37 protein-coding genes are annotated in these 26,802 nt (G+C 70.3%); 20 read left to right on the top strand and 17 right to left on the bottom strand.

The genetic code is table 11. The features are described 5' to 3' along the window. Positions 1-53 precede the first annotated feature (53 nt). The 5 genes from NO998_RS12205 to NO998_RS12185 all read left to right on the top strand — a co-directional run bounded on the left by NO998_RS12205 (position 54) and on the right by NO998_RS12185 (position 4,345). Positions 54-764 (top strand): phosphoribosyltransferase, encoded by a 711-nt coding sequence (locus NO998_RS12205; RefSeq protein WP_267647495.1) that lies wholly within the window; start codon positions 54-56, stop codon positions 762-764. Between the two features lie 41 nt (positions 765-805). Beyond that, complete coding sequence (locus tag NO998_RS12200) at positions 806-1,525, top strand: type 1 glutamine amidotransferase (RefSeq protein WP_267647494.1); 720 nt, start codon at positions 806-808, stop codon at positions 1,523-1,525. Positions 1,526-1,609: 84 nt separating this feature from the next. Beyond that, positions 1,610-2,773 (top strand): acyl-CoA dehydrogenase family protein, encoded by a 1,164-nt coding sequence (locus NO998_RS12195; protein ID WP_267647493.1) that lies wholly within the window; start codon positions 1,610-1,612, stop codon positions 2,771-2,773. Positions 2,774-2,934: 161 nt separating this feature from the next. Further along, on the top strand, positions 2,935-3,948 hold the full coding sequence (locus NO998_RS12190) for an aminoglycoside phosphotransferase family protein (protein WP_267647492.1): 1,014 nt from the start codon (positions 2,935-2,937) through the stop codon (positions 3,946-3,948). Positions 3,949-4,003: 55 nt separating this feature from the next. Next, positions 4,004-4,345, top strand: a complete 342-nt coding sequence (locus tag NO998_RS12185) for a DUF7853 family protein (protein WP_267647491.1) — start codon at positions 4,004-4,006, stop codon at positions 4,343-4,345. On the opposite strand, the gene NO998_RS12180 is transcribed toward NO998_RS12185, so the two are convergent. Next, a complete protein-coding gene (locus NO998_RS12180; protein WP_267647489.1) occupies positions 4,340-4,696 on the bottom strand; it encodes a DCC1-like thiol-disulfide oxidoreductase family protein in 357 nt (118 codons plus the stop codon). The genes NO998_RS12185 and NO998_RS12180 overlap by 6 nt on opposite strands. Positions 4,697-4,802: 106 nt before the next feature. On the opposite strand from NO998_RS12180, the gene NO998_RS12175 reads away from it, so the two are divergent. Together NO998_RS12175 and NO998_RS12170 are read left to right on the top strand one after the other, a co-directional pair. Next, on the top strand, positions 4,803-4,958 hold the full coding sequence (locus NO998_RS12175; RefSeq protein ID WP_267647487.1) for a DUF7559 family protein: 156 nt from the start codon (positions 4,803-4,805) through the stop codon (positions 4,956-4,958). After that, a complete protein-coding gene (locus NO998_RS12170; protein WP_267647486.1) occupies positions 4,955-5,407 on the top strand; it encodes an Hsp20/alpha crystallin family protein in 453 nt (150 codons plus the stop codon). Before NO998_RS12175 ends, NO998_RS12170 begins: the two co-directional genes overlap by 4 nt. Position 5,408: 1 nt before the next feature. Here the strand turns inward: NO998_RS12170 and NO998_RS12165 are convergent, their stop codons facing one another. The 3 genes from NO998_RS12165 to NO998_RS12155 form a co-directional block, all read right to left on the bottom strand. Beyond that, a complete protein-coding gene (locus NO998_RS12165) occupies positions 5,409-6,548 on the bottom strand; it encodes an NAD(P)/FAD-dependent oxidoreductase (RefSeq protein ID WP_267647485.1) in 1,140 nt (379 codons plus the stop codon). Between the two features lie 149 nt (positions 6,549-6,697). Beyond that, complete coding sequence (locus tag NO998_RS12160) at positions 6,698-7,309, bottom strand: RPA family protein (RefSeq protein ID WP_267647484.1); 612 nt, start codon at positions 7,307-7,309, stop codon at positions 6,698-6,700. Continuing rightward, the gene (locus NO998_RS12155) at positions 7,310-8,239 is read right to left on the bottom strand and encodes a replication factor A (RefSeq protein ID WP_267647483.1); all 930 of its coding nucleotides are present in this window, start codon (positions 8,237-8,239) and stop codon (positions 7,310-7,312) included. A gap of 202 nt (positions 8,240-8,441) precedes the next feature. Here NO998_RS12155 and NO998_RS12150 point away from each other — a divergent pair, with 202 nt between their 5' ends. Both NO998_RS12150 and NO998_RS12145 read left to right on the top strand, forming a co-directional pair. After that, complete coding sequence (locus NO998_RS12150; RefSeq protein WP_267647482.1) at positions 8,442-8,720, top strand: DUF7091 family protein; 279 nt, start codon at positions 8,442-8,444, stop codon at positions 8,718-8,720. Then, complete coding sequence (locus tag NO998_RS12145) at positions 8,714-9,745, top strand: mannose-1-phosphate guanylyltransferase (protein WP_267647481.1); 1,032 nt, start codon at positions 8,714-8,716, stop codon at positions 9,743-9,745. The genes NO998_RS12150 and NO998_RS12145 overlap by 7 nt, the downstream gene beginning before the upstream one ends. On the opposite strand, the gene NO998_RS12140 is transcribed toward NO998_RS12145, so the two are convergent. The 4 genes from NO998_RS12140 to NO998_RS12125 form a co-directional block, all read right to left on the bottom strand. Beyond that, positions 9,742-10,284 (bottom strand): Tfx family DNA-binding protein, encoded by a 543-nt coding sequence (locus NO998_RS12140; RefSeq protein WP_267647480.1) that lies wholly within the window; start codon positions 10,282-10,284, stop codon positions 9,742-9,744. The genes NO998_RS12145 and NO998_RS12140 overlap by 4 nt on opposite strands. Before the next feature lie 48 nt (positions 10,285-10,332). Further along, entirely contained in the window at positions 10,333-10,575 is a 243-nt protein-coding gene (locus tag NO998_RS12135; protein ID WP_267647479.1) for an amphi-Trp domain-containing protein, read from the bottom strand. Positions 10,576-10,627: 52 nt separating this feature from the next. Next, on the bottom strand, positions 10,628-11,125 hold the full coding sequence (locus NO998_RS12130) for a TRAM domain-containing protein (protein WP_267647478.1): 498 nt from the start codon (positions 11,123-11,125) through the stop codon (positions 10,628-10,630). A 73-nt stretch (positions 11,126-11,198) separates the two neighbouring features. Continuing rightward, complete coding sequence (locus tag NO998_RS12125) at positions 11,199-11,540, bottom strand: SWIM zinc finger family protein (RefSeq protein WP_267647477.1); 342 nt, start codon at positions 11,538-11,540, stop codon at positions 11,199-11,201. Between the two features lie 90 nt (positions 11,541-11,630). On the opposite strand from NO998_RS12125, the gene NO998_RS12120 reads away from it, so the two are divergent. Next, positions 11,631-13,031, top strand: coding sequence for an MATE family efflux transporter (locus NO998_RS12120; RefSeq protein WP_267647476.1), 1,401 nt, complete (start codon positions 11,631-11,633; stop codon positions 13,029-13,031). Between the two features lie 63 nt (positions 13,032-13,094). On the opposite strand, the gene NO998_RS12115 is transcribed toward NO998_RS12120, so the two are convergent. After that, positions 13,095-13,226, bottom strand: coding sequence for a hypothetical protein (locus NO998_RS12115; protein ID WP_267647475.1), 132 nt, complete (start codon positions 13,224-13,226; stop codon positions 13,095-13,097). Between the two features lie 132 nt (positions 13,227-13,358). Between NO998_RS12115 and NO998_RS12110 the strand changes: the two genes are divergently transcribed. From NO998_RS12110 to NO998_RS12080, 7 genes are all read left to right on the top strand, one after another. Next, positions 13,359-15,467, top strand: a complete 2,109-nt coding sequence (locus NO998_RS12110) for a minichromosome maintenance protein MCM (protein ID WP_267647474.1) — start codon at positions 13,359-13,361, stop codon at positions 15,465-15,467. Between the two features lie 67 nt (positions 15,468-15,534). Continuing rightward, positions 15,535-15,810 carry a DUF7854 family protein gene (locus NO998_RS12105; protein WP_267647473.1) on the top strand — a complete coding sequence of 92 codons (276 nt, stop codon included), beginning with the start codon at positions 15,535-15,537 and terminating at the stop codon, positions 15,808-15,810. 71 nt (positions 15,811-15,881) lie between these two features. Then, positions 15,882-16,514, top strand: a complete 633-nt coding sequence (locus tag NO998_RS12100; RefSeq protein WP_267647472.1) for a DUF7504 family protein — start codon at positions 15,882-15,884, stop codon at positions 16,512-16,514. 26 nt (positions 16,515-16,540) lie between these two features. After that, a complete protein-coding gene (locus NO998_RS12095) occupies positions 16,541-16,879 on the top strand; it encodes a DUF7855 family protein (RefSeq protein ID WP_267647471.1) in 339 nt (112 codons plus the stop codon). Then, positions 16,879-17,706, top strand: coding sequence for a DUF7856 family protein (locus tag NO998_RS12090; RefSeq protein WP_267647470.1), 828 nt, complete (start codon positions 16,879-16,881; stop codon positions 17,704-17,706). The genes NO998_RS12095 and NO998_RS12090 overlap by 1 nt, the downstream gene beginning before the upstream one ends. A gap of 37 nt (positions 17,707-17,743) precedes the next feature. After that, positions 17,744-18,463, top strand: coding sequence for a DUF7857 domain-containing protein (locus NO998_RS12085; protein WP_267647469.1), 720 nt, complete (start codon positions 17,744-17,746; stop codon positions 18,461-18,463). Then, a complete protein-coding gene (locus NO998_RS12080) occupies positions 18,460-19,140 on the top strand; it encodes a P-loop NTPase (RefSeq protein WP_267647467.1) in 681 nt (226 codons plus the stop codon). The genes NO998_RS12085 and NO998_RS12080 overlap by 4 nt, the downstream gene beginning before the upstream one ends. Here the strand turns inward: NO998_RS12080 and NO998_RS12075 are convergent. Further along, positions 19,122-19,976: a transcription initiation factor IIB gene (locus NO998_RS12075; RefSeq protein WP_267647465.1), complete on the bottom strand. Its 855-nt coding sequence runs from the start codon at positions 19,974-19,976 to the stop codon at positions 19,122-19,124. The genes NO998_RS12080 and NO998_RS12075 overlap by 19 nt on opposite strands. A gap of 169 nt (positions 19,977-20,145) precedes the next feature. Here NO998_RS12075 and NO998_RS12070 point away from each other — a divergent pair, with 169 nt between their 5' ends. Further along, a complete protein-coding gene (locus tag NO998_RS12070; RefSeq protein ID WP_267647464.1) occupies positions 20,146-20,646 on the top strand; it encodes a DUF7858 family protein in 501 nt (166 codons plus the stop codon). On the opposite strand, the gene NO998_RS12065 is transcribed toward NO998_RS12070, so the two are convergent. The 6 genes from NO998_RS12065 to NO998_RS12040 form a co-directional block, all read right to left on the bottom strand. After that, positions 20,643-21,425: an AAA family ATPase gene (locus tag NO998_RS12065; protein WP_267647463.1), complete on the bottom strand. Its 783-nt coding sequence runs from the start codon at positions 21,423-21,425 to the stop codon at positions 20,643-20,645. The two genes, NO998_RS12070 and NO998_RS12065, sit on opposite strands and share 4 nt — an antisense overlap. 60 nt (positions 21,426-21,485) lie before the next feature. Next, positions 21,486-21,908: an HIT family protein gene (locus tag NO998_RS12060; protein ID WP_267647462.1), complete on the bottom strand. Its 423-nt coding sequence runs from the start codon at positions 21,906-21,908 to the stop codon at positions 21,486-21,488. Positions 21,909-21,947: 39 nt separating this feature from the next. After that, the gene (locus tag NO998_RS12055; protein ID WP_267647461.1) at positions 21,948-22,673 is read right to left on the bottom strand and encodes a uracil-DNA glycosylase; all 726 of its coding nucleotides are present in this window, start codon (positions 22,671-22,673) and stop codon (positions 21,948-21,950) included. Beyond that, positions 22,674-23,540 carry a ribose-phosphate diphosphokinase gene (gene prs, locus NO998_RS12050; RefSeq protein ID WP_267647460.1) on the bottom strand — a complete coding sequence of 289 codons (867 nt, stop codon included), beginning with the start codon at positions 23,538-23,540 and terminating at the stop codon, positions 22,674-22,676. A gap of 61 nt (positions 23,541-23,601) precedes the next feature. Beyond that, the gene (locus NO998_RS12045) at positions 23,602-24,468 is read right to left on the bottom strand and encodes an HVO_0234 family beta-propeller protein (RefSeq protein WP_267647458.1); all 867 of its coding nucleotides are present in this window, start codon (positions 24,466-24,468) and stop codon (positions 23,602-23,604) included. Between the two features lie 42 nt (positions 24,469-24,510). After that, complete coding sequence (locus tag NO998_RS12040) at positions 24,511-25,203, bottom strand: type I 3-dehydroquinate dehydratase (protein WP_267647457.1); 693 nt, start codon at positions 25,201-25,203, stop codon at positions 24,511-24,513. Between the two features lie 81 nt (positions 25,204-25,284). Between NO998_RS12040 and NO998_RS12035 the strand changes: the two genes are divergently transcribed. After that, positions 25,285-26,025 (top strand): cobalamin-binding protein, encoded by a 741-nt coding sequence (locus tag NO998_RS12035; RefSeq protein WP_267647456.1) that lies wholly within the window; start codon positions 25,285-25,287, stop codon positions 26,023-26,025. A gap of 1 nt (position 26,026) precedes the next feature. Here the strand turns inward: NO998_RS12035 and NO998_RS12030 are convergent, their stop codons facing one another. Then, positions 26,027-26,164: a hypothetical protein gene (locus NO998_RS12030; RefSeq protein ID WP_267647455.1), complete on the bottom strand. Its 138-nt coding sequence runs from the start codon at positions 26,162-26,164 to the stop codon at positions 26,027-26,029. Between the two features lie 116 nt (positions 26,165-26,280). Between NO998_RS12030 and yjjX the strand changes: the two genes are divergently transcribed. Continuing rightward, positions 26,281-26,802: an inosine/xanthosine triphosphatase gene (yjjX, locus tag NO998_RS12025; protein WP_267647454.1), complete on the top strand. Its 522-nt coding sequence runs from the start codon at positions 26,281-26,283 to the stop codon at positions 26,800-26,802.

Raw genomic sequence — 26,802 nt, 5'->3', positions numbered from 1 at the left:
CCCTCGTGCGGGCTTCTGAACCCTTAACTGCGGCCCGCCCGATTCGCCGAGCGATGAGTGATCTCCCCGAGGATTTCGACTGTACGATCACCGACTGGGAGTACATCTACGGGCTGTGTCGGGACGTGGCCGACGACGTGCGCGAGGACTCCTTCGAGCCGGACGTAGTCGTCGCGCTGGCCCGCGGCGGCTGGTTCGCCGGCCGGTGTATCTGTGACTTCCTCGGCCTCGACGACCTGACGAGCCTGAAGATGGAACACTACGTCGGCGCCGCACAGAAGTCCGACAGCGCCGAGGTGCGCTACCCGATGCCCGAGGGAAGCGTCGAGGGCAAGGACGTGCTGATCATCGACGACATCGCCGACACCGGCGGCTCGATCAAGCGCGCCGACGAGTACGTCCGCGAGCGCGGTGCCGGCTCGGTCCGGACCGCCACGCTCCAACTGCTCGACACTTCCGAGTTCGACCCGGACTACGTCGGCGAGCGACTGGCGGAGTGGACGTGGGTCGTCTACCCGTGGAACTTCATCGAGGACATGGTCGACCTGCTCTCGGGTGCGATGGCCCAGGAGGACGGGGCCGAGGTCTTCGACGAGGAGGCGATCCGCGCGCTGCTCGCCGAGCACCACGGGATCGACCGGATCGAGATGGAGATCGCCCAGCCCGACCGGCTGGAGGAGGTACTCGACGAGATGGTCCACCGGGGCTACCTCGCCGAGGAGGGCGATGCGTGGCGGCTCGTCTCCGAGGACGGCAACGCCTGAGCCCGCGAAGCTTCTTTCCGCGCCCGCCCCAAGCTTCCGGTATGAGCAGACTCCGTTTCGCGCTCCTCAACGCCGCCCACGGCGACGAGAACACCAGCCGGAACTTCCGGCGGGAACTCGACGCCGACCTCGCCGAGTTCGACGCCACCGAGGGCGAACTGCCCGCCGACCACGCCTTCGACGGTGTCGTCATCACCGGCTCCCGCTCGTCGGTCTACTGGGACGAGGCGTGGATCCCGGCGCTGATCGACTGGGTCGCCGAGGCCCACGAGCGCGGCGTTCCGATCCTCGGGGTCTGTTACGGCCACCAGGTGCTCGCCGAAGCCCTCGGCGGCCGCGTGGCGGGGATGGACGATTTCGAGATCGGCTACAACGCGATCGAGCGCCGGCCCGAAGCGGCCGACGACGAACTGCTCGGGGACCTCGGCGACGAATTCACCGCCTTCACCACCCACGGCGACGCCGTCGTCGACCTCCCATCCGAGGCCGAACTGCTCGCGGAGAACGAGTACGGCGTCCACGCGTTCCGCGCGGGCCACGCGTGGGGCGTGCAGTTCCACCCCGAGTACGACGTGGCGACCGCCGAGGAAGTGACCGAGGGCAAGCGCGATCAGATCGGCGACGAGCGCGTCGATGCCGTGCTGGCCGACATCACGCCAGCGAACTACGAGGCGGCGTGTGAGGCCAAGCGGCTGTTCGAGAACTTCACGCGGTACGCACGAGGGGTCGCCGACGACCTCGACGCCGAAGCGAGCGCCTGACCGGCGGCGGGACTCGCAGTACGCGCCGCCGTGTGTGACCACGGATAGCGAACCGCTTTTGCCGACTCCGGACACACGGCCGCCATGCTCGACTACGTCGGACTCGAGGCGGACCTCGGCGAGGAGGAACGACTCATCCGCGACACCGCGCGTGACTTCGTCGACTCGGAGGTCCGGGGCGACATCGGCCAGCACTGGCTCGACGGGACCTTCCCGACGGATCTGATCCCGAAGATGGGCGAGCTGGGCTTCTACGCGCCCAACCTCGACGGGTACGGCTCACCGAACGTCTCCGAGACGGCCTACGGCCTGTTGATGCAGGAACTCGAAGCGGCCGACTCGGGGCTGCGCTCGATGGCCTCCGTGCAGGGCGCGCTGGTCATGTACCCGATCCACGCGTTCGGGAGCGAGGCCCAGAAGGAACGCTGGCTGCCGAAACTCGGCGCCGGCGAGGCGGTGGGCTGTTTCGGCCTGACCGAGCCCGAACACGGCTCGAACCCCAGCGCGATGGAGACGTACGCGGTGAAGGAGGGCGACGAGTACGTGCTCAACGGCTCGAAGACGTGGATCACCAACTCCCCGATCGCCGACGTGGCGGTCGTCTGGGCGAAGGACCGCTCGGCGGAGGGGAACCCGGTCCGCGGGTTCCTCGTCGAGACCGACACCGACGGCGTGACCACGAACAAGATCGACGAGAAGCTCTCGCTGCGGGCGTCGATCACCGGCGAGATCGCGCTCCAGAACGCCCACGTACCCGAGGACGCCGTGCTGCCGGGCGTCACCGGGATGAAGGGGCCGCTCTCCTGTCTGACCCAAGCGCGCTACGGCATCGCGTGGGGCGCCGTCGGCGCCGCGCGGGACTGCTTCGAGACCGCACGGGAGTACGCCATCGACCGCGAGCAGTTCGGCGGCCCGATCGGGCGCTTCCAACTCCAGCAGCAGAAACTGGCGGAGATGGCGACCCAGATCACGACCGCGCAGTTGCTCGCCTACCGTCTGGCGGACCTGAAAGAGCGCGGCGACCTCCGGCCCCAGCACGTCTCGATGGCCAAGCGCAACAACGTCCGGGTGGCCCGCGAGCAGGCGCCGGTCGCCCGCGAGATGCTCGGCGGCAACGGTATCGTCGCCGACCACTCGCCGATGCGCCACATGGCGAACATGGAGACGGTGTACACCTACGAGGGCACCCACGACATCCACACACTCATCCTGGGCGAGGATCTGACGGGGATCGCGGCCTTCGAGTAGGTCGGTTCGAGCCCTGCCGCGGTCGCCGTCAGCGACGGGGATCGCGGCCTTCGAGTAGGTCGGTACGTTTTTCAAACCGTTCACCGACCGTTCACACGTCTTCTCCCGGCCGGAGCCGCAGCACCGTTCCGGCCGGCCGCCGCCCGTCACGCGGCGCCATCATGTCCGAAACAGCGATCCACGACGCCCTGACGACACACACCACCGACTACGAGATCGTCCGCGAACTGCACCGCGTCCGCCCACACGCCACCTACGAGGTGCGCCTCAAGGGCGAGCGGGCGGTCTGCAAGGTCGAAACGCACCCCGAAGCGGACCTCGGCGCCGAGGCCGCGGCGATGCAGTACGTCGGCGAGGCCACGAGCGTCCCCGTCCCCGAACCCCTCGCGGTCGGCGACGACCACCTCGTCGCGCGCTGGATGGACGCCGTCCCCGAGGACGCGCCGCCGCGGGACGAAGCGCGTATCCGGGCGTTGGGCCGGGGACTGGCGACGCTACACGCCGAGACGGCGGAGATCGGCTGGACGGGGGCCCTCCAGCCCGCGAGCGCCGTCGACGACCCCGCGACGCCACCGATCGACAGCGATCCGCGCTGGAGCGACACCCTGCTCGCGATGCTCGAAGACCGGGCGCGCTATCTGGCGGAAGTGGGCTACGGCGGCCTCGCGGGCGAGGTGCTCGCGTGGGCCCGCGAGGAGCGCGACCTGTTCGACACGGCCGGTGACGCGGTGCTCTGTCACGGGAACTACTTCGGGGAACACGTCGCGATCGGCAAGGGCGCCGATCAAGTGCACGTCGCCGTCCGCAGCAGCGGCGACGGCGTGCACGTCGCGCTCGGCGGCGAGGGGGACGAAATCGCGGCGGTCATCGACTTCGAACACGCGCTGGCGGCGCCGGCCGGCTGGGACTACCTCCGGACGGTCATGCCCGTCTTCGGTCCCGGTGCCGACCACGGGGTGCCCGAGCGCGTCTTCCGGGAGGCGTACGAGTCGGTCCGCCCGCTGCCGGCGGGGTTCGACCGGCGTCGGGAGGCGTACGTCCTCTGCAACGGCCTCTCGTACCTCCGGTCGCTGCACCTCCAGCGCGGGAACCGGGACCCATCTCACGCCGTCGCCCGACGCGCCCGGACGATGGCGACCGCTCTCCGGGACCGCCTCGCCGAGCAGCGGACCTGACAGTTACCCCATGCGTAACTATACCCGTGTGGATGCCGGACAGAGGACAAGGCCGATGGCTGACCCGAAACACGACGATGGCGCCCGCCTCGATCTCGGCGACGAGGAACAGTGGGTCCTCCACACCGCGCTGCTGCAGTATCTCGATCGGCGCGCCGAGGGCGGGGCCGACGCCGGCCCGTCGACGGCGCCAGTCGGCGACGACGCGGGGATGGAAGCGGAGAGCGAAACCGCCGTGGAGCTGCTCACACGACTCGAAAGCGAGGACGCGCTGTGTCTCGACCGCGAGTCGCTGCTGCTGGTCCGAGAACTGCTCTCGGAGTACCTCGCCGGGGCGCCGCTCCGTGACCGCGCGACCTGTCGGAGCGTGCTCGCGGAAGTGCGCGACGAGCTATAGGCCGTCCCGACTGACGAGCCTCCCCCACCAGTCACGCCGGTCGGCAGCCCAGCGGTAGAGCCGCTCCCGAAGGCGGTCGTAGCCCGGTACTTTCTCCAGTAGCCAGAACGCGCCGACGAAGACGACGCTCATCCTGACCAACACGCCCTGGATCGCCGCCCCGCCGGAGTAGACCGCGTCATCGGTCAGTAGGTGCGCCGACTCCTGCCAGCCCTCGGGCAGTCGGGCTTTCTGGTCGGGCGAGAGTTCCGCGAAGCCGACCGGCTCCACGTCGCCGAACCGGACGCCCAGCGCCGCACACCACGTACAGAACCCACAGTCGTCGTCGTACACCATCCGCGGCTTGGCCATACCCCGGTTTTCGGCGGGCAGGGGCTTCGACTTTGTGGGTGAACCACCCGCGTCGACTCCGGTGCCCGCCCCGTTTAAGCCGCCGGCGCTCCAACGTCGGGGTACGATGCCCGCCACGAAGGAGGTCAAGTGTACGAGCGACGACTGCGAGCTGGACATGTTCGAGAACCACTACACGTACGACATCGCCGACGACCACAGCGTCGAGGACCTCTCCTGCCCCCTCTGTGGCGGCGGGAGCCTCGAAGAGATCGAACTATGACGGACCTGAGTGACATCGGCGGCTCGGCCGTCGACGCGGTGATGGAGCGGGTGGGTCGCGGCGTGAGCCGGATGCAAGAGCGGAAACCCCTGCCCTACGACCTGCTCGAGAGCGAGGACGCCTACCTCGTCGTCTTCGACGCCCCCGGCGTCGAACCCTCGGACGTGCAGGTGCGCTTCGTAGACGGCGAGGTACAGGTGCGTGCGGACCGCTTCCGGGCGTTCCACGAGGATTTCGAGACGCGGTTCCCCGGCCGCGGGCTGGCGCTGTCAGGGCGCGCGAAACTGCCGCCGGACGCGCTGGTCGACGCCGAGGGCGCCGACGCGACGCTCACCGACAACGGGACCCTCGAAGTCAGAATCCCCAAGGACGCGAGCGGCACCGAGGTGCCGATCTCTGCCGACGAGGCGGAAGCGGAGGACGACCCCGACGACGCGGGCGACGCGTAGCTCAGATCGACATCCCTTCTTCGACGGCGAACTCGGGGACCCCGGTGAACCGGCCGGGGTCGTAGCGTTCGATCGGGTCGCGCTCCCCGAGGACGAGGTCGGCGATCGCCTCGCCCGTCCCCGGCGCACGCAGGAACCCGTGGCCCTGCCAGCCCGTGGCGACGTAGAGGTCCGACTCGACGGCCCCGAGCAGCGGCTCCCGATCGGGGGTCGCCGTGGCGATCCCGGCCCACGCGGCGTCGGCGTCGGCGTCGTGGCCGGTTCGGCTGCGCACGGCGTCGAGTGCGCCCTCGACGAACCAATCGTCGCCGGTGGGCTCCCAGCCGTCGGGGTCGATCTCCTCGGGGACCGTTCCGTCGCCGGCCAGCAGCCCCGAGGGGTGGGGGCGGAAGTAGACCCCCGCCTCGGCGTCGTGGACCATCGGCCCGGCGTAGTCGGCCTCGGAGACGAGCGCCTGTACGCGGTATGGCTTGATCGGCAGTTGGATGCCCGTCGGCGCCAGCACGCGCTTGCTCCAGCCGCCGGCGGCGACGATCACGGCGTCGAAGCGCTCGTTGTCGACACGGGGGCCATCCCCCTCGTGGGAGAGACTGGCTTCGACGCCCGTCCAGCAGTCGACACCGGCCTCGCGCGCTTGGTCGGCCATGGCCGCGACGTACGCGCCCGGCCCGGGTGTCACGTACGCCGCGCGCTCGGTCACGGCCGCGAGGCCGACACCCGAGAAGTCCACCTCGGGGAAGCGGTCGGCGATCTCGGCAGGCTCGTGACAGCCCACGTCGACGCCCTGCTCGCGGGCCTCGGCGACCTGTTCGCGGAGCGCGGCCTGTTTGTCCTCGGCGTCGGCGCCGACGAGCGTGACCTGCGGCGTCGGCTCGACGGAGAAGCGGTGATCACGGTCAGCCAGCCACTCGAAGCGGTCGAGCGAGCGCGTGGCGATTTCGGCGCCCACGGCGTCGGTGGGGCGGGGCGCGAGCAACCCGGCCGCACGGTGGGAACTTCCCTCGACCTGCTCGCGGGGGCTGGTGCGGTCGTCGCCCAGTTCCGAATCGCGCTCGTAGAGGCGCACGTCGACGCCGGCGGCCGCGAGGTCGTGGGCCGCGGTGACGCCGACGGCGCCGCCGCCGACGACGGCTACGCGCATCGACCCTCCGGCCGCGGCTGGTCGACGGGCGATCGGTGGGTAGAGCGTCCGGTCATGCGAACCGTTCGCGTGCGCTGCTACTTAGCGCCTCGGTCGTCAAAAAGGCGAGTCCGGGGTCGGCCGGTCCGCTGGTGAGGGGGCGAAGCCGACTACGGCGTCGGTTCGGCCTCTTCCTCGTCGGCGGCCTCGGCGCCGTCCATGCTCCGGAGCGCCTCGATGGCGGACTCGCGGTAGTTGTCGGGGTCGAGGTCGTCGTAGCGGTCCGCGGCCATCCGGGCGTACTCGTTCCCTTCGTCGTCGAATGCGGCGACGCGCTCGACCGTTCGCTCGGCGGTTTCGACGACCCAGCGGTCCCGGGTCGCGGCGTCGACGACGGTGATCGACTCGGGGCGAACCGAGACGTTCACCGTGCCGTCGTCGGTCTCGTAGGTTCGGGGTTTGCCGACGACGGCGACGTAGGCGGGCGGTTCGAGATCACGCAGCGTGGAGGCGGCCTCGGGCTGGTACTGGCCGGCGTAGACGAAGAACGTCCCCGTCGGGTCGACGATACGACCGCGCCAGTACTCGTTGTCCTCGCCGATGTCCTCCTTCTCGGTCAGGGTGCCGACGAAGAACACGCGGTTGGCCTTCTCCCCCGTCGGGAGGAGTTGGTAGGCTGGGGCGCGCTCGTCGTCGGACTCCTTGAACGTATGGCTGGCGTCGTTGAACTCGGCGGCGAAGACGCGGCGGGCGACTTCGCGCATGGGGGCGTTGTTGGACATTTAGATCGACCTCGCTTTGATCAGCACGCTCTCCGGATCGGCCGGCGTGTCGAGGCGCTCGAACTCGTCGACGAGCACGTAGCGTCCGAAGACGGGGCCAGAGACTTCGAAGTAGTGGCCCAGCAGGTCGCCCTGCATCTCCTCGACGACGACGGTCGTGTCGAGGGCGTCGGTGGCCATCTGTTTGGCTTCCTCGAGGTCGATCCCGGTCAGTTCCTCGGTGGTCTCCTTGTCGAAGATGACCTCGCGGACCTCGTTGCCGTCGTCGAGGACGGCCTTGATCCGGAGGTCGAACTCGCCGTCGACCTGCCCGTGCTCCGAACAGCGGCCGTTCTGGAGCACGCGCGTGCAGTCGTCCTCGGGACAGCGCTTGATCAGGCCCGAGCCCGACTGTACGTCGACGAGCGCGCCCTCGACGGTGATGGCGTCGTCGCCGACCTCGATCTCCTCGTCGAGTTCGGTGATCGTCGTGGTCTTGTTGAGTTTGACCGAGAAGCTCCCCTCGTACTCGTCGGTGACGACGTTCGAGAGGGCGTAGCTCGTGCCTTCCTCAAGTTCGGGGAGGTCCGAGGTGTCGAAGGCGACGAACTTCATCGTCCCGCTCTCGTCGCCCAGCAGGCCCACCTGCGCGATGGACTCGTGGCCGGGCTCCCAGAGGTCGGCGACCTTGACTTCGAGGTCGACCCACTGTTCGTCCTCGTCGATGTCGCCCAGCAGGGTGAGTTCGCTGTCGCCGCTGCCGAGTTCGTCGCGTTCGAGGTCGGCCTCGTCAAGGTAGTGGCTGACGACGCTCCGGCGCGCCTCCTCCAGGGGGACGCGGTACTCGTTGACGAGCGTCTCCAGTCGCTCCTGTACGTCGGCCTCGGTTACGTCGAGATGGTCCGAGAACTGTTCGGTGATCTCCGCTGCGTGTGTCTCTAACTCGCTCATGGGTTGCCTGCCTCCGCCTGTGTTTCGTCGGGAGGCACACGGGGATTGGTTCCTAACAGTATTTAACGTTCCGCCGGCGCGGCGGAACTGAAAACCGCCAGACTGCGACGCCCCCGCGGGAGACGGCGGCGGTCGGGCCGCTGGAGCCGTTCGGCCAACGACGCCCGACGCCTCTTTGGGGGCGGCGCTCCCACGGTCGACTATGGACGAGCGGCTCGAACGGTTCATCCGGACCAAACTCCGGAGCGCGGGCAAGCAGTTCGAGGAGGCCCGCGAGGCCTACCGCGAGGGGCGGGCGCCAGCGGAGTTCGACCTGCCGAGCGACGAGCACGGCCGGGCGAAGATCGTCTGCCGGCGCTACGCCGAGCGCCGCGCGGCCCGGATCGACGGGAAGGGGCGGCCGGCCTGTTTCGACGCCGACCACCCCGACTGCCGGGGCTGTGCGGAGGACATCCGCGAGGGGGTCGTCGAGACGTGGTGAGCGGCGACGAGACCACCGTCGCACTCGTGCTCGCGGGCGGCATCGGCTCCCGGCTCTACCCGGCCAGCCGCGCCGACCGCCCCAAACAGTTCCTCCCGATCGGTGGCGAGGAGTCCCTGCTCGCCCGGACCGTCGAGCGCGCCGATTTCGCCGACGAGGTCGTCGTCGCCACCCGGCCCCGGTTCGCCGACGAGATCGGCGACCACGCTCCCGGGGCTGACGTGCTGGTCGAGCCGGACGGCAAGGACACCGGGCCGGCGCTGACCTACGCGACCCACCGGCTCCGCGAGGCGTACGGTGACGACGCCGTGATCGTCGCACTCCCCAGCGACCACTACGTCGGCGACGACGACGCGTTCCGCGGGACCATGGCTGCAGGCGCACGGGTGGCCCGCGAGACGGATCGCCTCGTCACCTTCGGGGTCGCGCCGGAACGGCCCGAGACTGGCTACGGCTACATCGAGCCGGGCACCGCGCGGACGGCCGCCGGCGACGACTTCCACGAGGTCGGGGCGTTCCACGAGAAACCCGACGCGGAGACCGCCCGGGAGTACGTCGAGGCGGGCTATCGCTGGAACAGCGGCATGTTCGCGTGGACCCCCGCGGCGTTCCTCGACGCCGCCGCGGAGTCGCCGCTGGGGCCGCTGGTCGAAGCGTTGGACGCGGGCGACCCGGCGGCGGGGTTCGACGCCGTCGACCCGGTGTCGGTGGACTACGCGGTACTCGAACGCGCCGACGAGGTTGCGGTGGTGGACGCCGCGTTCGCGTGGGACGACTTGGGGTCGTGGGACGCCCTCGACCGCGTGCTGGAGCCGGACGGCGACGGCAACGTCACGGCCGGCGACCACCTGACCATTGACGCCGCGGACAACGTCGTAGTGAGCGACGACAAACACGTCTCGCTGGTCGGCGTCTCGGGGCTCGCCGTCGTCGCCTACGACGACCGCGTGTTGGTGGTGCCGAAAGGCGAGGCCCAGCGCGTGCGGGAGTTAGTCTCGCTGCTGTCCGAAGAAGGGTCGTTCTAGTCGTCGTGGGTGCGGCGCACCCGCACCTGTCCGTCGCTGGTGACGCCGACCAGGAGTTCCTCGCGCACTTCGCGCCCGTGGACGGCGTCGCCGGCGGCGTCGCCGACGATCTTCATCAGCTCCGGGGCGGCGTAGCCCACCTTCACGCCCGCCTCGTCGCAGGCCTCGTACACCTGCTCGGGCACGTCGTAGAGGTCCGTGTTGGCGGCGACCCGGACCCGGACCGGTGCGGAGAGCGCCTCCGCGAACGAGACCGTCTCGCGGGCCTTCCGGACGTTCTCGCGGGCGCTGGCTTCGACGCTGGAGACGTTGGCGCGTGAGGTGCCGAGTCGGTCGGCGATGTCGGACTGGCGGAGCCCGCGCTCCCGGAGCGCGAGTACCTCCGCCTGTCGGTGTGTGAGGACGTTGTTCGCGGCGTCGAACCCCGCCCGTGCGAGCAGTTCGTCGGCCGTGACGGTGCCGTCCGACTCGGGGTCCGTGTCGGCGGTGCCCCCACCGCCCCCAGCGCTCCCCTCGCCCGCCGCGTCGCCGTCGTTCATGGGACCTCGTGGGCGCTGGGCGCTGAAAAACCTACAGTTCGGGGTGGATCACTGGGTCCACCGGACCTCGTACTCGAGTTCGTAGCGCGCCTCCCCGGTCTCGGAGTCGGTGAGCCGCTCGAGTTCGACCTCGAAGCGCGGGCTCTCCGGGACGGCGACCGTGTGTGACGCCGTCTCGCTCTCCAACTCGACGGTTCCCGTCTCGATCTGTTCGGCGGCGGCGACGAGCGCGTCGGCGATCTCCGCACGGGGCAGGACCTCCTCGGCCTTGAAAAGCTGTTCTTCAGGCATCACGAGACGGGTTACACTGCAGCACAAAGTAGGTACGCCCGGTCCGCCCGGCTCAGGCGCCGTCGCCGCCCCAGAAGTTGTCTCGGGAGCCGAGTCGCTCGCGGTCCCGGGTGGGTCGGCCGCGCCCGTCGTCGTCGTCTTCGTCTTCCTCCGCCTCGGCGTCGGCGGCGTCGTCACCGTCGTCGGCCGCCTCGTCTTCGTCGGCCTCCGGTTCGAGGGGCATCTTCTCGATGACCTTGACCGCCTTCGCGTGGTTCGACATCACCTGGTCGATGCGGACCCGGGCCCGACACTCGGGCAGGAGTCCGTCGACCATGACGATGAACCCGTCTTCGGTGCGGCCCACGCCGGCACCGCTCTCGTGGATGTCCGTGACCTCGACGACGACTTCCTCGCCGGGCTTGACCGGCTGCTCCTTGAGCTCGTTGATGGGCATATCGTAATGGTTGCACCACTCGGCACCCCCTTTGTCGCCGTAGTGCTGACAGCCCATCCCATCGATTCGCTCGTTGAAACTGGGGCAGTCGTCGGCGAGCGGACAGTCCGGCATACAGGAACCTAGATAGCCGACGCTCTAAACGTTTCTGACTCCCGGACGGCCGCGTAACTCCGCGCTCGGCGCCTCAGATGAACTCCCGGACCTCGGAGTACCACATATCGTGGTGGTCGACGGCACCGACGCGTCGGGCGATGTCGACCGCGAGGGCGTGCCAACAGCGCTCGCCCGCCTCCCTGTCGAGGTTGTACGCCGAGTCCGCGCAGGTACAGGAGCCGTCCTCGACGACGTACTCGTCCTCGTGGCCGACGACGACGGTGAAGTCACGGTACTCCTTGACACGGCCCTCAGAGACGGCCTCGATGGCCCGAGACCCCCGGTCGCCGTGGGCGTCGAGGATGGCGGTCACTACCTGCGGGGTGAGTTCCCCCGCGTCGGCGAGCGTATCGCGCCAGTCCTCGTCGGGCACGCGAGAGCGTTCAGCGCGCCGGGGCAAAACGCCACCGACTGCCCGCCCCGCTTCCGCCATCGTCAAGCCCGTGCCGTGAGAGCACTGGGCATGGACTGGCCCCGCGTCCATGCGGTCTGGAAGCGGGTGATCGCGCTGGCGTGGCCGGTGATGGCCGAGCAGACGTTCCGAACGCTGATGCGGACCGTCGACGTCATCGTCACCGCGACGTTCAACCCCGCGAGCGTCGTCGCCATCGGGCTGGCGGACCTCTACGCCCGGATGCCGCTTCGGATCGGCCTCGGCCTCGGGGGCGGCACAATCGCGCTCTCCTCGCAGGACAGCGGCGCCGACGCCGACGCCAACCGCGACGAGGCGATCACGCAGGGGATCCTGCTCGGTGCGCTGCTGGGCGTGCCGTTCATGCTGCTGGGTGCGTTCCTGAGCGAGCCCGCGATCCGGGTGTTCGGCGCGGGTCAGAGCGTCGAGAACCTCGATCGGGTGGTCGATCTCGGCTCGACGTACCTCGCGATCATCTTCGCCACCGCCCCCGCGCGCCACGTCGCACTCATCGCCGCGCGGGCGCTGCAGGGCACCGGCGACACCCGGACGCCGATGTACGTCAACGTCGTCGCCAACGGCATGAACATCGTCGGGAGCGTCGCGCTCGGCTTCGGCTACGCGCCGCTGGGGATCCCCCGACTGGAGATCGTCGGCGTCGGCGTCGCCACCGCGGTCGCGAACGTGTTCACCGCCGTGATGCTCTGTCTGGCGATCGCCACGGGGCGGTCGAGCGCCTCGTTCTCGTGGCCGACTGACTTCGTGATCGCCCGGCAGTTGGTGGCCGTCAGCGCGCCGAAGGTCGCCGAGGGGTTCGCCTCGACGATCGCGGAGTTCCCGTTCAACGCCATCCTGCTCGGCTTCGGCCAGCCGGTCAACGCCGGCTTCCAGATCGGCCGCCGGATGTACCAGCAGGTGACGGGGCCGCTCTCCCGGGGGTACAACGTCGCCGCGAGCGTCGTCGTCGGCCAGCGGCTGGGGGAGGGTGACGCCGAGGGCGCGCGCTTCGGGGGGTGGGCCGTCGCGGGGCTGGGACTGGTCAGCGTCGGCAGCATCGGCGTCGGCCTCGTGTTCGCCGCCGACGCGTTCGTCTCGCTGTTCACGAGCAACCCCGAGACGGTCGACTACGCCGTCGCGTTCGCACAGGTGTACGGGATCTGCGGGGCGGCGCTGGTGGTGTTCTCCGTGCTCTCGGGCGGGCTACAGGGCGCAAGCGAGACGCGTATCCCGTTCGTCGCGCGGACGAGCGGCGTGTTCGGGCTCCAGTTGGGGCTGACCTACCTGCTCGGCGTGGTCCTCGGCTGGGGGCCGCTGGGAGCCTACGTCAGCATCGGCGCCACCTACGTCTGGATGGCACTCGTGGTGGCGACGGGGTTCCACGTCACGGGCTGGGCCGGCCGTGCGGCGGAGATGATGGAGGAGCGCGGCTCGGACGTGACGATCTGGGGGTGAGAGAAGCGGGCTGGACCGAGTAGCCGGGCTGTCGGCCCTCGGTCGAGGCGGTGCCGACGCCGGTCAGTAGAGGAACTCGTCCTCGACCGTGCGATAGGCGGCTCGGTTTTCGACTTCCTCGTCGTCCGTGTCGAACCACGAGAGCAGGCGTTCGAAGCCGGTTCGTCGTCGGATGTCGTCCCCGCTGATCGCCATGATAATAGTCACCATGGACCCCGGGTAGTTAAGCCTTTCTCCGGAACCCAAACGTTGATAAGCCATCACGATTTCGACGGGCTCTCGCGGAGGCGACATCTCTTAACCCATGAAGGCAATAGGTGTTCTACGATGGCTCAGACGGGGCAACAGGAACTCACCGAGCGGTTCATCCAGTTCTACCGGAACTACTACCGGGACGAGGTGGGGCGCCTCGCCCAGGAGTACCCCAACGAGCGCCGGTCGCTCTACGTCGACTACAACGACCTGTTCACGTTCGACCGCGATCTCGCGGAGGATTACCTCGCGAAGCCCGACCAGATGCAGGAGTACGCCGAGGAGGCGCTGCGGCTCTACGACCTCCCGGCCGACGTGAGTCTCGGGCAGGCCCACGTCCGCCTGCGCGGGCTCCCGACCGAACAGACCGTCGACATCCGCGACCTGCGCGTCCAGGACGACCACATCGGTTCGCTGGTCGCGGTACAGGGGATCGTGCGGAAGGCGACTGACGTGCGGCCCAAAGTGACCGAAGCGGCCTTCGAGTGCCAGCGCTGTGGAACGATGAGCTACATCCCCCAGACCGACGGCGCGTTCCAGGAGCCCCACGAGTGTCAGGGCTGTGAGCGACAGGGCCCATTCGCGGTCAACCACGATCAGTCGGAGTTCGTCGACTCCCAGAAGCTCCGGGTACAAGAGAGCCCCGAGGGGCTTCGTGGCGGTGAGACGCCCCAGAGCATCGACGTGGACATCGAGGACGACATCACCGGAAACGTCACCGCCGGCGACCACGTCACCGTCACGGGCGTCCTCCACATCGAGCAGGTCACGCAGGGCCAGGAGAAGACCGCGCTGTTCGACCTCTACATGGACGGCGTCACCGTCGAGATGGAGGACGAGGAGTTCGAGGAGATGGAGATCACCGACGAGGACATCGCCGAGATCGTCGAACTCTCGAACGACCCCGAGATCTACGAGAAGATGGTCGGCTCCATCGCGCCGGCGATCTACGGCTACGACCAGGAGAAGCTCGCGATGGTGCTCCAGCTGTTCTCCGGCGTCACCAAACACCTCCCGGACGGGTCACGGATCCGTGGCGATCTCCACTTGCTGCTGATCGGGGACCCCGGTACGGGTAAGTCCCAGATGATTTCGTACGTCGAACAGGTCGCGCCGCGATCCGTGTACACCTCAGGGAAGGGTTCGTCCGCGGCCGGTCTGACCGCCGCCGCGGTCCGCGACGACTTCGGCGACGGCCAGCAGTGGACGCTGGAGGCCGGCGCGCTCGTCCTCGCCGACAAGGGCATCGCCGCGGTGGACGAACTCGACAAGATGGACAGTTCGGACCGCTCGGCGATGCACGAGGGGCTCGAACAGCAGAAGATCTCGGTCTCGAAGGCCGGGATCAACGCCACCCTGAAGAGCCGCTGTTCGCTGCTCGGCGCCGCGAACCCGAAGTACGGCCGCTTCGACCAGTACGAGCCCATCGGCGAGCAGATCGACCTCGAACCGGCGCTGATCTCCCGGTTCGACCTGATCTTCACCGTCACCGACCAGCCCGACCCCGACCACGACAGCCGGCTGGCCGAACACATCCTGCAGACGAACTACGCAGGCGAACTCCACACCCAGCGCGAGAAGGTGCCGAACTCGGAGTTCACCGCCGAGGAGGTCGAGAGCGTCACCCAGGAGGTCGCCCCGGACATCGACGCCGAACTCCTGCGGAAGTACATCGCCTACGCCAAGCGCAACGTCTACCCGACGATGACCGAGGAGGCCGAGGCGGCGATTCAGGACTTCTACGTCGACTTGCGGTCGAAGGGCGCCGACGAGGACGCCCCCGTCCCCGTCACCGCCCGGAAGCTGGAGGCGCTCGTGCGGCTGGCGGAGGCCTCCGCGCGGGTGCGGCTCTCGGACCGCGTCGAGGAGAAGGACGCCGATCGGGTCATCGAGGTCGTGCGGGACTGTCTGGAGAACATCGGTGTCGACCCCGAGACCGGGGAGTTCGACGCCGACGTTGTCGAGACGGGGACCAGCAAGACCCAGCGTGACCGGATCAAGAGCGTCAAGGCGCTCATCAGCGACATCGAGGAGGAGTACGACGAAGGGGCACCCGTCGAGGAGGTCCTCGACCGCGCCGGCGAGGTCGGGATGGACGAGGACAAGGCCGAACGCGAGATCGAGAGCCTGCGGAAGAAGGGCGAGCTGTACGAGCCCGTACAGGGCCACCTCCGGACGACCTGATCGGGACCGACGGCGCCAGCCGTTCTCGGCAACCGTTATGGTCCCGGGCGCGCCACCGACAACCGACGTGGACCACATCTCCGCGCTGCGTAACGTCGAGGAGGCGCTGCGGGCGTTCGAGCACGGCGAGGCCGACCTGACGACCACCCAGCGGCGGGTCCAGTCCGTGCTGCAGAGCTACGCGACGGAGTTCGAGGCCGACGAGCGCCGACCCTACCGGGCCCACGGCGAGGAGCCCGCCGACGGCGTCGTCGTCGTCGCCGCCGACGCCGAGACGGCCAAGGAGCGGGTCCGCGAACACGCCGACGCCGAGACGGCGACGTTCGACGTCGTGGCGCTGTGAGCGGGTCGGGAACCCACGAAGCCGAAAAGCCTTTGATAGTTCCCATCGTCGGTTCTCACGAGGAAACGGCCGTGACAGGAACGCAGACAGCCGACGAGCCGACTGATCGCCTGACCGACTCGAACAGCGTGCTGCTTCTGTCACCATCGTTTGCCGACGGGAGCGACTGTACGGAGTTGCTCCAGCCGGACGCGGCCGCCGAGACCAACGTGCTGTGGGTCTCCTACACCAAATCGCCCGACAAACAGCTCCAGCGCTGGCGGAAGCGTGCCAGCGGCCGCCCCGCCAACGTGGGGATGGTGAGCGTCGAGGACTCGACGCGTTCGGTCGCCGCCGACACTGGCGGCGCGACCGAGCCGTCACTGCCCGAGACGCCCGTCGAAACGGTCGCCAGCCCGAACGACCTGACGGGGCTGGGTATCCGGATCACCGAGTTCCTGAACGACTGGAAGGGCAACGGCAACCGGACCACGGTCTGTTTCGACTCGCTGACCGCGCTGTTGCAGTACGTGGAACTCGAAACCGCCTACGAGTTCCTCCACATCATCGGCGGCCGGATGGCCAGCAACGACGCGCTGGCACATTTCCACATGGACCCGGACGCACACGACGAACAGACCGTCGAGATCATCACGAGCCTGATGGACGCCGTCGTCGAGATCGACGAGCACGGCGAGCGGAACGTTCGGACACGCAAGCCTTAATTTTCTCAGCACTCAGCAGCAACCAAATGCTGCTGGTCGCGACCTACTCCCGTGAGGCACGGACGAGCCTGCGGAACGTCTGTCGGAGCCACGAGACGGCCGTCGTACGCCGGTTCGGCCGGGCCGCGCTGCTGGCCGAAACCGAGTTCGGGGCGTTTCTGGCGTTGCGCCTGCGGGAGAAACACGGCGACGACGTGCAGGTAGAACGGACCGCCCCACTCAACGAGTACGCCGCAGTCCCCGACTCGGTCCGAGCAGCCGCGGAAGCCTACGAGGACCGCGACCAGCCGAGCACCCCCTACACGAAGTTCGCCGCCGGGACCGACCACCCCGAGCCAGCGGCGATGCAGAGTCGGGAGCTCTGATGCGGATCGTTTACGACGGGACCGTCCTCGCCGAGGGGCAGGGGGCGGACCTACGGGACCAACCGATCGGTCCCGACGCGGTGGAGATGGCGGTTACGGGGGACCACCCGGCGCTCACGGTCGACTGTCCCGAACCGCGCCGGTGGTGGGAGTCGCTTCGTCGGCCCGACGACGGCACGCCGGCACTCGATCGGATCGTCGACGCCGCACGCTCGCGGGGCCACCACCCACCGGCCGAGCGCGCACTCGCAACAGCCCAACGGGACCTGCAGCGTGTTCGTGTCGAGACGGTCGACACGGCGGCGTCGCGGCGACGACTCGCCGACGCCGGCACCGAAGTTGACCGGCTGCGAGAGCGTGTCGCGGCCGCACGGGGTCGACTGGAGAGCCGCCGGGAGTTGGGCGCTGACACCGCCGAGGCAGCGGCCGCACTCGACGACGCCACGCGCCAACTTTCGGAAGCCGAGACCGAGCGGATCGCCGCCGAACAGGCCCACGACGCCGCCCGGCGGCGAGCACGCGACGCCCGCGCGGCCCGCGAGCGGCGACTGCGGCTACAGGACCGGGTTGCGAACCGCCGGCGGGACGCCCGGCGGGCGCTGGCGACTGCCGTCAGCGAACGGTTCGCGGCCGCCGTCGAGGCCGTCCCCGGATCGGCCTCGCTCTCGCTCGACCCACTCGGAGTCGACGGCGACCCGATCACGGCGGCACTGGCGGCCGCGCGGGTCGCGGACCTCCGGGCGCCGGTCGTCGACGCCACCGGACGGTTCGACGGCGACGTCGAGGCGGCTGTGGCGGCACTGGACGATCCCGTCGTACTGGTGTGAGCCACCTCTTTTGGCGGAGGGCGCACCACACCCGGAGATGGATCTCGACTGGACACAAACCGCCACGGCGGGGGTGACCCTCGTGACGGTCCAGCTCCGTAACGAGCGGGCGAGCGACCGGCGAGTGCGTCTGGCGAACCGACTCGACGGCCCCGTACTGCCACCACGTCGACACGGCGTACCGGAGGCCGGCTGGGAGCGTGAGGAGGTGACCACGGTCGTTCCAGCCGGGGGGACAACCGCGCTCGGCTACGCCTGCCCCGCACCGGCGGCGACACCACCGGTTTCGCTCGAAGCGATCGGCGCCCCGGGAGACGGGGCGAGCGCGACGGCGACGGACGCGGCCAGATCCCTCGGCGATCACCGACCACCGAGCGACGTACTGAGAAGCGGTGGCGAATCCGACGGACCCGACACGACCGACAAGACCGGCACCAACGACACGACCGCCGCCACTCGAACCACGCCGCCGGGGGGCGCTGCGGACGGCCCTACTCCGGCGATTCCGGAAGAGGCCAACCCACTCTCGGTGTACCGGGAGCGAGTCGAGACGGCGGAAGCGCTCGGCGCCGTCGGCGTCCCAGCCGCGGCGTCCCTGCTCGAAGCGAGTGGCGGACTCACGGGCGTCGAGTCGCTCGCTGCCGGCCTCCATGCGGACGCCCGGGTACTCCGCGCGATCGCGGCGGCCGCCGAACGGCTGGCTGATCGCGCCGACGCGGCGACGCCGCCGACCGAGGCGCTCGCGAGGCTGTCGTGATCGTCGCCGTCGCCGGGGGGAAAGGCGGCGTCGGGAAGTCGACTGTCGCCTACAACCTCGCGGCCGTACTCGACGCCGCCGTCGTCGACGGCGACCTCTCGATGGCGAACCTCCCGGCCGGGACAGGGCCGACGCTACACGACGTCCTCGCCGGGCGCGCCGACCCCCGCGAGGCCGTCCGCGGCGGGCCGGTCACCCTTCTCCCCTGTGGTCGCTCGCTGGCCGGCGCCCGTGCGGCCGATGTCTCGGCGCTTGGAACGGCGCTCGCGCCGGTCGAACTGGATCACGGAACCGTCGTGATCGACTGCCCGGCGGGACTGCGAGCGGACGTGGGTGTCCCGCTGGCGGTCGCCGACGTCGCCGTGATCGTCACCGCACCGGAGCCGTTCGCACTGGCCGACGCGCTCCGGACTCGGGGGTTGGCCCGGGAACTCGACGCGCCGCTGGCAGGAGTCACACTGAATCGAGTGGTCGACGATCCACCGATCCCGACCGTCAGGTCCGCACTCGGGGCGCCTGTCGAATCGGTACCAGCGGACCCGCGCGTGGGGCGGTCCGTGACCGAGGAGCAACCGGTCGTCGACGCCGCGCCGGACAGCGAGTCGGCGGCGGCGTTCCGAGCGGTGGCGGCTCGGGTCGAACGCGGCGAAGGGAGTCGTCAGTCCCGCAGCGCCTGATACGTCGTCCGAACCGTCACCGCGGTCACGTCGGCGACCGCAGCAGCCTCGTCCTGTGTGACCGCCGTCCCCTCCTGTTTGGCCGCCAGATAGAGCGCGCCCGCAGCGACGCCGCCGGGGTTGCGTCCGTTGGCGTGGCCCGACTCGACCGCCTCCTCGGCCAGGTCGCGGGCGCGCCGGCGGACCGCCTGCCCGAGGTCGAGTTCGCTGACGAACCGTGCGAGGAACTCCGCCGGGTCCGCGGCGGCGACGGGCAGGCCGAGTTCGCGGTTCAGCGCGTCGTAGGCGGCTTGGTGCTCGTCGGCGGTCGCCTTCGCGGCGTCGACGATCTCCGCGGTCGTGCGCGAGATGCCCGCGACCCGGCAGGCGGCGTACACCGCGGCGCTGGCGAAGCCCTCGATCGAGCGGCCGCGCAGCAGGTCCTCACCCTGTGCGGACTTGAACAGCGCACACGACTGGTCGCGGATACGGTCGGGAAGCGAGAGCGCGCCCATCAGCCGGCGGATCTCGGTGAAGCCGTACACTTGGTTACGCTCGCGCTTCGATCGGATCTGGGTGCGCCGGTGCTGACGGCGCAGGCGCGACCACTTGCGGCTCTTGCCACGGCCGCTGCGGCCGATCTCCGTCGAGAGCCCGCGGTCGTGTCGGGAACGAGTCAACGGCGCGCCACAGCGCGCGGGGTTGCGGTCGTCGTCGTCGAAGCTCCGCCACTCGGGGCCGCGGTCGAGTCGGTCGGTGGAGACGATCAGCCCGCAGCTCGAACAGACGGTCTCGTCGCCGTCGGCGGTCAGTCGGCCGTCACACTCGGGGCAGCCCGTGGAGCGGGTCGTGCTCATACTCGGAACTCGGTCCCGATCGGATACATAAACCCGGGTGGTTCCCGAAGTTCCGACCCCGATCCCGTCGGTCGAACGTACCGGTAACCGGTACGTTCCACACCGAATCGCTTCCGAAGATGATTCAGCGGAGAAAAGTCTTAAACTATCCCAGAAAGAACCGTCGTGTATGACGCTCTCGGAGATCGCCGCCGGGATCGAGGTGACCGCCGAACAGGAGGCCCGCGGCGTCGCCGCCGTCGACGAGACGGGTGCCGACCTCGTCGAGCGGTTGCGAAGCCACGTCGACGCGCTTCCCTGTACGCCCGAGGCGGCGGCGACGGTCGTCGAGACCCACGCGGCGGGGACGAGCGTGGGCGAGAGCGCCCGCGAGGCCGGGATCGCGCCCGTCACGGCCGCGAAGGCGCTGCACCGCTGTGGGGTCTCTGGCGTGACGCCGCTCTCGCCGATGGCCCGTGAGATCGTTCGGGACTGGCAGGCCGGCGACCTCCCGCGGGCAGACGCGCTGGAACTGACGGGCGCGACCGAGGCGGAGTTCGCGCTCGGGAGCTACATCGAGAGCCACGACGCCGACCCGGGACTGTCGGCCGCCGTCGCCGACGTGGGAAGCCCGGCGGGCGGGGCCGACCCACTGTCGGACGCCATCGGCGACGCCGACGAGTTCTTCTAACGGTCGCCGAGCGAGGTGACCGTTTCGACGATCCCGACCTCGGCGAGCGGCAGGTCTAGCTCACGGTCGAGGACGGCGTCGGCGACCCTCGCGAGCGCCTCGGCCCCCGCGTCGGTTTCGAGGGCTGCCGGAGCCTCCGCGTCGAACCGCAGGATCACGGCGTCGGCGTCGCTTTCGGGGATCGCTACCTCGCCCGCCCGGTCGACGGCGACGACGGCATCAGCGCTCGTTCCCACGTCCTGCAGCCGACCGCGGGTCATCTGTGCGGCGTCGACGCCGCGCTCCGTCGCCGGAGTGACGACGGCCACCCGCTCGGCGGTCGTGACGGCGGCGACCGCGGGGTTCGACCCGAGCGGCGGCGTATCGATCAGTACGCGGTCGAACTCCCCCGCCGCCTCGTCGATCCGGCGTTCGAGGGCCTGTGCGGCCTCGGAGGTCTTCGCGCGGGCGAGGCGCTCGAACGGTGCTCGTGCAGGGAGACACGCGACCCGGCCCGATTCGGGAAGGTCCTCCAGATCGAGCGCGGCGCGGTCGGGATCGGGGTCGTAGTCGACGAGCCCTGCGGCGAGCGGTTCGTCGACGGCGTCGGTCGTGAGCGCGGTGGCATCGGGCTCGAGCCGCCCCGAGAGGTGGCGGGCGATCCCCTGCGTGTCGTAGGCTGCGTCGATGACGGCCACGTCGTCGCCGGCGGCGGCGAGCACGGTAGCGAGTTCGAGACAGCTCCGGGTCGTCCCCGCGCCGCCGGTCGCGCCGACGAACGCCACAGTCGTGACTGGCATGCGGTTGGTTTCTCTCGCTTCGAGTGAAAAACTCTGTGTCGATCGGTGAATCGAAGTCGGTCAGGCGTCGCGGATCGCGTCGGCGACCGCGTCGAGTTCGTCGTCGGTCGGCTGGTCGTTTTGGGGGTTAATCGCGTGGAACGGGCCGCCGCCGTCGCCCTCGAAGCGCGGGACGAGGTGGACGTGCGTGTGGGGGACCTCCTGTCCGGCGGCCTCGCCGTCGTTGATGCCGATCGAGACCGCGTCGGCGTCGGTGGCGTCCTCGATCGTAGCGGCGAGTTCGTGGACCGCGCCGAACAGTTCCGCGGCCTCGTCGCCGGGTACGTCGTTGAGTCGGGCGTAGTGGCGCTTGGGGATCACGAGGGTGTGACCCGCCGCGAGCGGGTTGGCGTCGAGGAAGGCGATGGCGTGGTCGGTCTCCTTGACGATCCGACCGGGGATGTCGCCGGTCACGATACCACAGAACACGCAGTCTTCGGCCATACGCGGCGGTTGGGCCCGTCGGGCCATGAAGATGGGGGCCTAGCCGTCGACGGCCGCGTCGAGGACCGCCCGGAGGTCGTCGAGGTACGCCTCGCGGTCGTAGCCCAGTCGCGAGAGCCACACGTCCCGGTAGGCCGGATGGAGGACCGGCACGAGCGTCAGGTCGAGCGAATCGATCCGGATCGGCTCCAAGACGCCGTCCACGAAGCCGTCGAGCGACCGGTCCTCGAAGGCGAGCATCGACGCTGTGGCGTGTTTCCCGGTAGCGACGACGGCGTCCGGTTCGATGTGCTCGATCTCGGCACGGAGGTGGTCACGGCAGTTCTCGCGCTCCGCCGCGGTCGGTTCGCGGTTGGTCGAGGGGTCCTCGAGGTCGGCTGGGAAGCACTTCACGGCGTTCGTGTAGAACGCGTCTTCGCGGCCCACGGCGGCCATCGTCTCGCGGATGCGGCGGCCGGAGTGGCTGGCCGTGTAGGCGAGGCCGGTCCAGTTCCCGCCACGCCAGGCGTCGGACGCCGGCGACGGTCGGCCGGCGTCGGGTTCACCCGACTCCGCGTCGGGCGTCCCCGCACCGGGTGCCTCGCCGACGACGAGCACGTCCGCGTCAGAAGGGCCGTTCCCCCACGCGATCCGGTTCCGACACTCGACGAGCGCCGGGCAGCGCTCGCAGTTCGGTTCGAGGACGAGCGCCGAGTCGGGGTCCGGGAACTCGGGGTCGTCGGGGTTCGCGGCGTCGTCGTCGCCATCGCCGCCGTCGGCAGGCATTCAGATCAGGTCCGTGAGGACGGGCGCGACCGAGATCGCCGACACGTCGCGTTCGACCGTGTCGGTGCCCCAGATGCCGGCGAGGCCGGCCTGCTCCAGTTTGGTTCGGGCGTTGCCGACCAGCATCGGGTGGACACAGACGACGAACACGCGGCCGACCTCGCGGTCGTGGAGCGCGGCGATCGCCTCGCTCATCGTCGAGCCGGTGGCGACGATGTCGTCGACGAGCACCACATCGCGGTCGGCCACGTCGGCGTTGCCGGGGGAGACCGTCACCTCGCCGGTGTCGTAGTCCCGTACCTTCTCGAAGTAGTCGGCGTCGCCGCGGCCGTAGGCGTCGCGGGCGGACTCGGCGATCTCGACGGCGCCGTCGTCTGGCGCGACGAAGACCGGGTCGTCGAGGTCCTCCGGGAGCGGCTCGGCGAGTCTGGGCGCTCCCTCGACGACCTCGCAGGGGGCGTCGAAGAACTCCGCCACGTCGGGCTCGTGGGGCGAGACGAGGACCACGCGGTCGGTGCCCGGCGAGAGCGCGCGGGCGACCGCCCGGGCCGAGACCGGCTGGCCGGGCTTGAACGCACGGTCCTGTCGGCCGTAGCCCATGTAGGGCAGGACCGTGATCACCTCGCTCGCGCCGGCCTCGCGGGCGGCGTCCTGGAGTTGGAGCAGTTCGAGGTGGGCGTCGGCGGTGAGCGTCGAGCCGACGACGACCGCCGGCTCGTCGGTCAGCGCCTCGGCGTCGGCCTCCGAGAGCGCGGTGCAGCGCTCCCCGTCGGGGAACTGGTCGTAGCTCACCCTCGCGAGCGCGTGGTCGGTCGCCTCCGCCAGTCGTGCCGCCAGCGACTGGGAGTGCGAGCCCGGGAGTATCATGGAGGTGGCTCGCGCCCGCGCCGGTAAACACGTTTCCGTTGGCCCCGATAGCGGCCGAGTTTTACTCGGCGTCCGGCGTCGGCGCGGGCCCCGCCGCGGCGGCCCGAACCCCCGTGACGCCGATCATGCGCGAGCGCCAGCCGTCGCCGGCGTCGGCGAGCAGCGATCCCGACTCGGTGGCGGCGACGACGGCCTCGTCGGTGTACGCGAAGTCGACGATCCGGTCGTCAGTCGGGAGGTCCAGTTCGGCCCACTCGCCGCCGCCGTGCTGGCGGCCGAGGACGGTTCCGACCTCGCCGACGGCGTTCGCGCGTTCGCCGTCGGTCGCGACCGTCTCGTGGACGCCCTCGCGGGCGAGCATCCAGCCGTTGCCGAGTTCGTAGAGGCCCGAGCCGACTGCCGCCAGCGGGGCACCGCGGGCGGCCACGTCCCGTGCGTCGTCGAGGCCGGCGTCGACGGGTCCCGTAGCGGTGACACGGTGGACGCCGTCGCCGGCCGCGACGAGTCGACCGTCGATCGCTCGCACGTCGTCGACGGTGGCGAGGTCTTCCCAGTCGCTCGCGGTCGGGTCGGGGCCGGCACCCGCCGGGAGCGGGAGTCGCGCGAGCAGGCCGTTCTCGTCCGCAGCGACGACGGCACGATCAGGGCCCTCGACGACGCCGACCGCCGTCGCCGGGCCGAACCCGGTCTCGTGGAATCGGGACGGATCGGCGTCGGACGCGACCAGCGTCGCCTCGTCGGTGGCGAGCACGAGCGTTCCCTCCGGGCCGAGCGCGAGGTCGCGGGCCGTACAGCGCCGTTCGAGCGAGAACTCCCCGACGGCGTCGGCCGAGAGCCGCGCGACCACCAGCCCCTGCTCGGCGGCGACGAACACCGGCGTCGGCGCCGCCGCGTCGTCGAAGACGCGTTTCTCAGAGATCGTCGGCATGGCCGGGGGTGGGGCCCCGGCGCGCAAAAGCGGTCCCCTCTGCTACCGCGAGGATAGCTCGCCGACCAGTTCGTCGAGCGTCGCGAGGTCGTACTGTCCGGGAGCGGTCGCTTCGGCGGCGTCGACGGGGGCGTAGCCGATCTTGGAGCCGTAGACCGGCGCGACCGCACGGGTGTGCCGGCCGGCCTCGCCCATCGCCATCGTCGCCACGCGCTCGCCGGCGGCGTCGGCGGTGTTTGTCGCCGACAGCAGCGAGAGCGCGTCCCCGCGGTCCTCGGCGGTGACTGCGAGCTTTCCCACGTCGCCGGCCGACGCGGCCGCCGAGAGCAGCGAGACCATCGCGCGCTCCGAGGGCGTGCCGGCGAAATCGTGAACCGAGACGACGACGTCGACGCCGAGCGCCTCTGCTTCTTCGGCCACCCGGACCGCGCGTTCCTCGCGCCGGAGCGCCGCCAGTTCGATGTCGACGGCCGCGACAGCGTCGTTTCCGAGTGCTGCCTCCAGCGCGTCGAGGCGGGCGGTCTCGGCATCGGCGTCGCTCCCGTCGACCTCGCCGCCCTCCCACGCCGGGCGGTTGGTCACCAGCAGCGGCAGCTCGCCGTCGTAGGCCGCCAACTGTCGGACCGGGTCGGCCGCGAGGTCCATCCGGAACTCCACGAGGTCGGCGACGCCGCGGGCCGTCGGCTCGTCGTCGAGGTCGGCCGTGGCGGCGACGAGGGTGAACGAGTCGAACACGGTCGGACGCTGGGGGCGAGGGACCAAACCGGTTCGGGCTCCGGCGCGGGGTATTTCCCCGGCGCTCTCTCACTCCCGCTAATGCGACTCGTCTCGCTCGCGCCGAGCGCGACCGCCACGCTGGCGGCGATGGGCGGCGCCGACGAACTGGTCGGGGTGACCGTCCACTGCGACCCGGGTTCGGGGACCGATCCGGAACGCGTGGGCGGCTGGCTCAATACGGATTACGACGCCGTCGACGCCCTCTCGCCGGACCTCGTGCTCACCAGCGACCCGCTCCAACGCGACACCCGTGACGAACTCCGCGAGCGCGGGCTGGCGGTCCACCACAGCGAACCCGAGACACTCGACGATGCTGTCGACGGGTTCGCGGACCTCGGGCGCGCGGTCGGGTACGCCGACGCTGGCGCGGAACTGGCCGCAAGCGCCCGCGAGCGGCTGGGAGCCGTGCGCGCGGCCGTCGCCGACGAACCCCGGCCGACGGTCTACTGCGAGGAGTGGGCCGACCCGCCGATGGCCGCCGGGAACTGGGTGCCCGAGGCCGTCGACGCCGCTGGCGGCGACTACCCGTTCGCCGATCCGGGCGAGCGCTCGGGGGAGGTGACTCGGGAGGAAGTCGCCGCCGCGGAGCCCGATTTCGTGATCCTGCACCCCTGCGGGAAGGGTGATCGGGCCGACCCCGAGGAGTTCCGGGAGCGTGGCTGGGCGCCGGATGCGGAGGTTCACGTTGTCGACGACTCGCTTCTCAATCAGCCCAGCCCGACCCTGCTCGACGGCGTGGAGCGACTGGCGGCGGTTCTGCACGGTGTTGGAGTCGAGTAAGTCAGGAACGGAGTTCCACGACCGACCAGACGAGCGAGACGGCGAGCAACAGGAGGCACCCGCCCATCAACAGCGGGTCGCCCCAGTAGAGGACCAGCACGCCGACGGCGACGACGGTCTGCTGGGCGGCGAACACCATCCGTTTGAGCGACTACCCCTCGTCCATCGGCCCGACTTCGACCATTTCCAACAAAACCGTGCCGTTCCGACGAGCCGACCGAAACCGATAGGCCCGCCGGGGCGCCCCTCTCGGCCATGCGAATCGCCGTCGGGAGCGGGAACCCGGTGAAGCGCCGCGCGGTCGAACGGGCCGTCGAGGCGACCCTCGACGCCGATATCGAGGCCGTCCCGGTCGACTCCGGAGTGAGCGAACAGCCGCGCGGTCGCGCCGAGACCGTCGAGGGAGCGAAGAACCGTGCGGCGAACGCGCTCGCGGCCGGCGAGTACGACCTCGCGGTCGGGCTGGAGGGCGGCGTCGCCGAGGTCGAGGGCGCCGACGGGCTGTTCCTGATCATGTGGGCCGCCGTGACTGACGGCGAGCGGGTCGGGCTGGGCTCGGGATCGGCGTTCCGGCTCCCGGAAGGGATCGGTGACCGCGTCCGCGCTGGTGAGGAACTCGGGCCGGTGATGGACGACGTGCTCGGCGAGGACGACGTTGCCAAAAAGCAGGGCGCCGCGGGGGCGCTCTCGGCCGGCGTGGTGGATCGGGACGACGCGCTGGCGGCGGCGACGGCGGCGGCGATGGGGCCGTTCGTGACCGATCGCTACCGAGACTGA

The sequence above is a fragment of the Halolamina litorea genome, from assembly GCF_026616205.1.
Classification (GTDB): Archaea; Halobacteriota; Halobacteria; order Halobacteriales; family Haloferacaceae; genus Halolamina; species Halolamina litorea.
The sequence above is the reverse complement of the archived record's forward strand: the minus strand, read 5'-3'. Positions and strand labels throughout refer to the sequence as shown.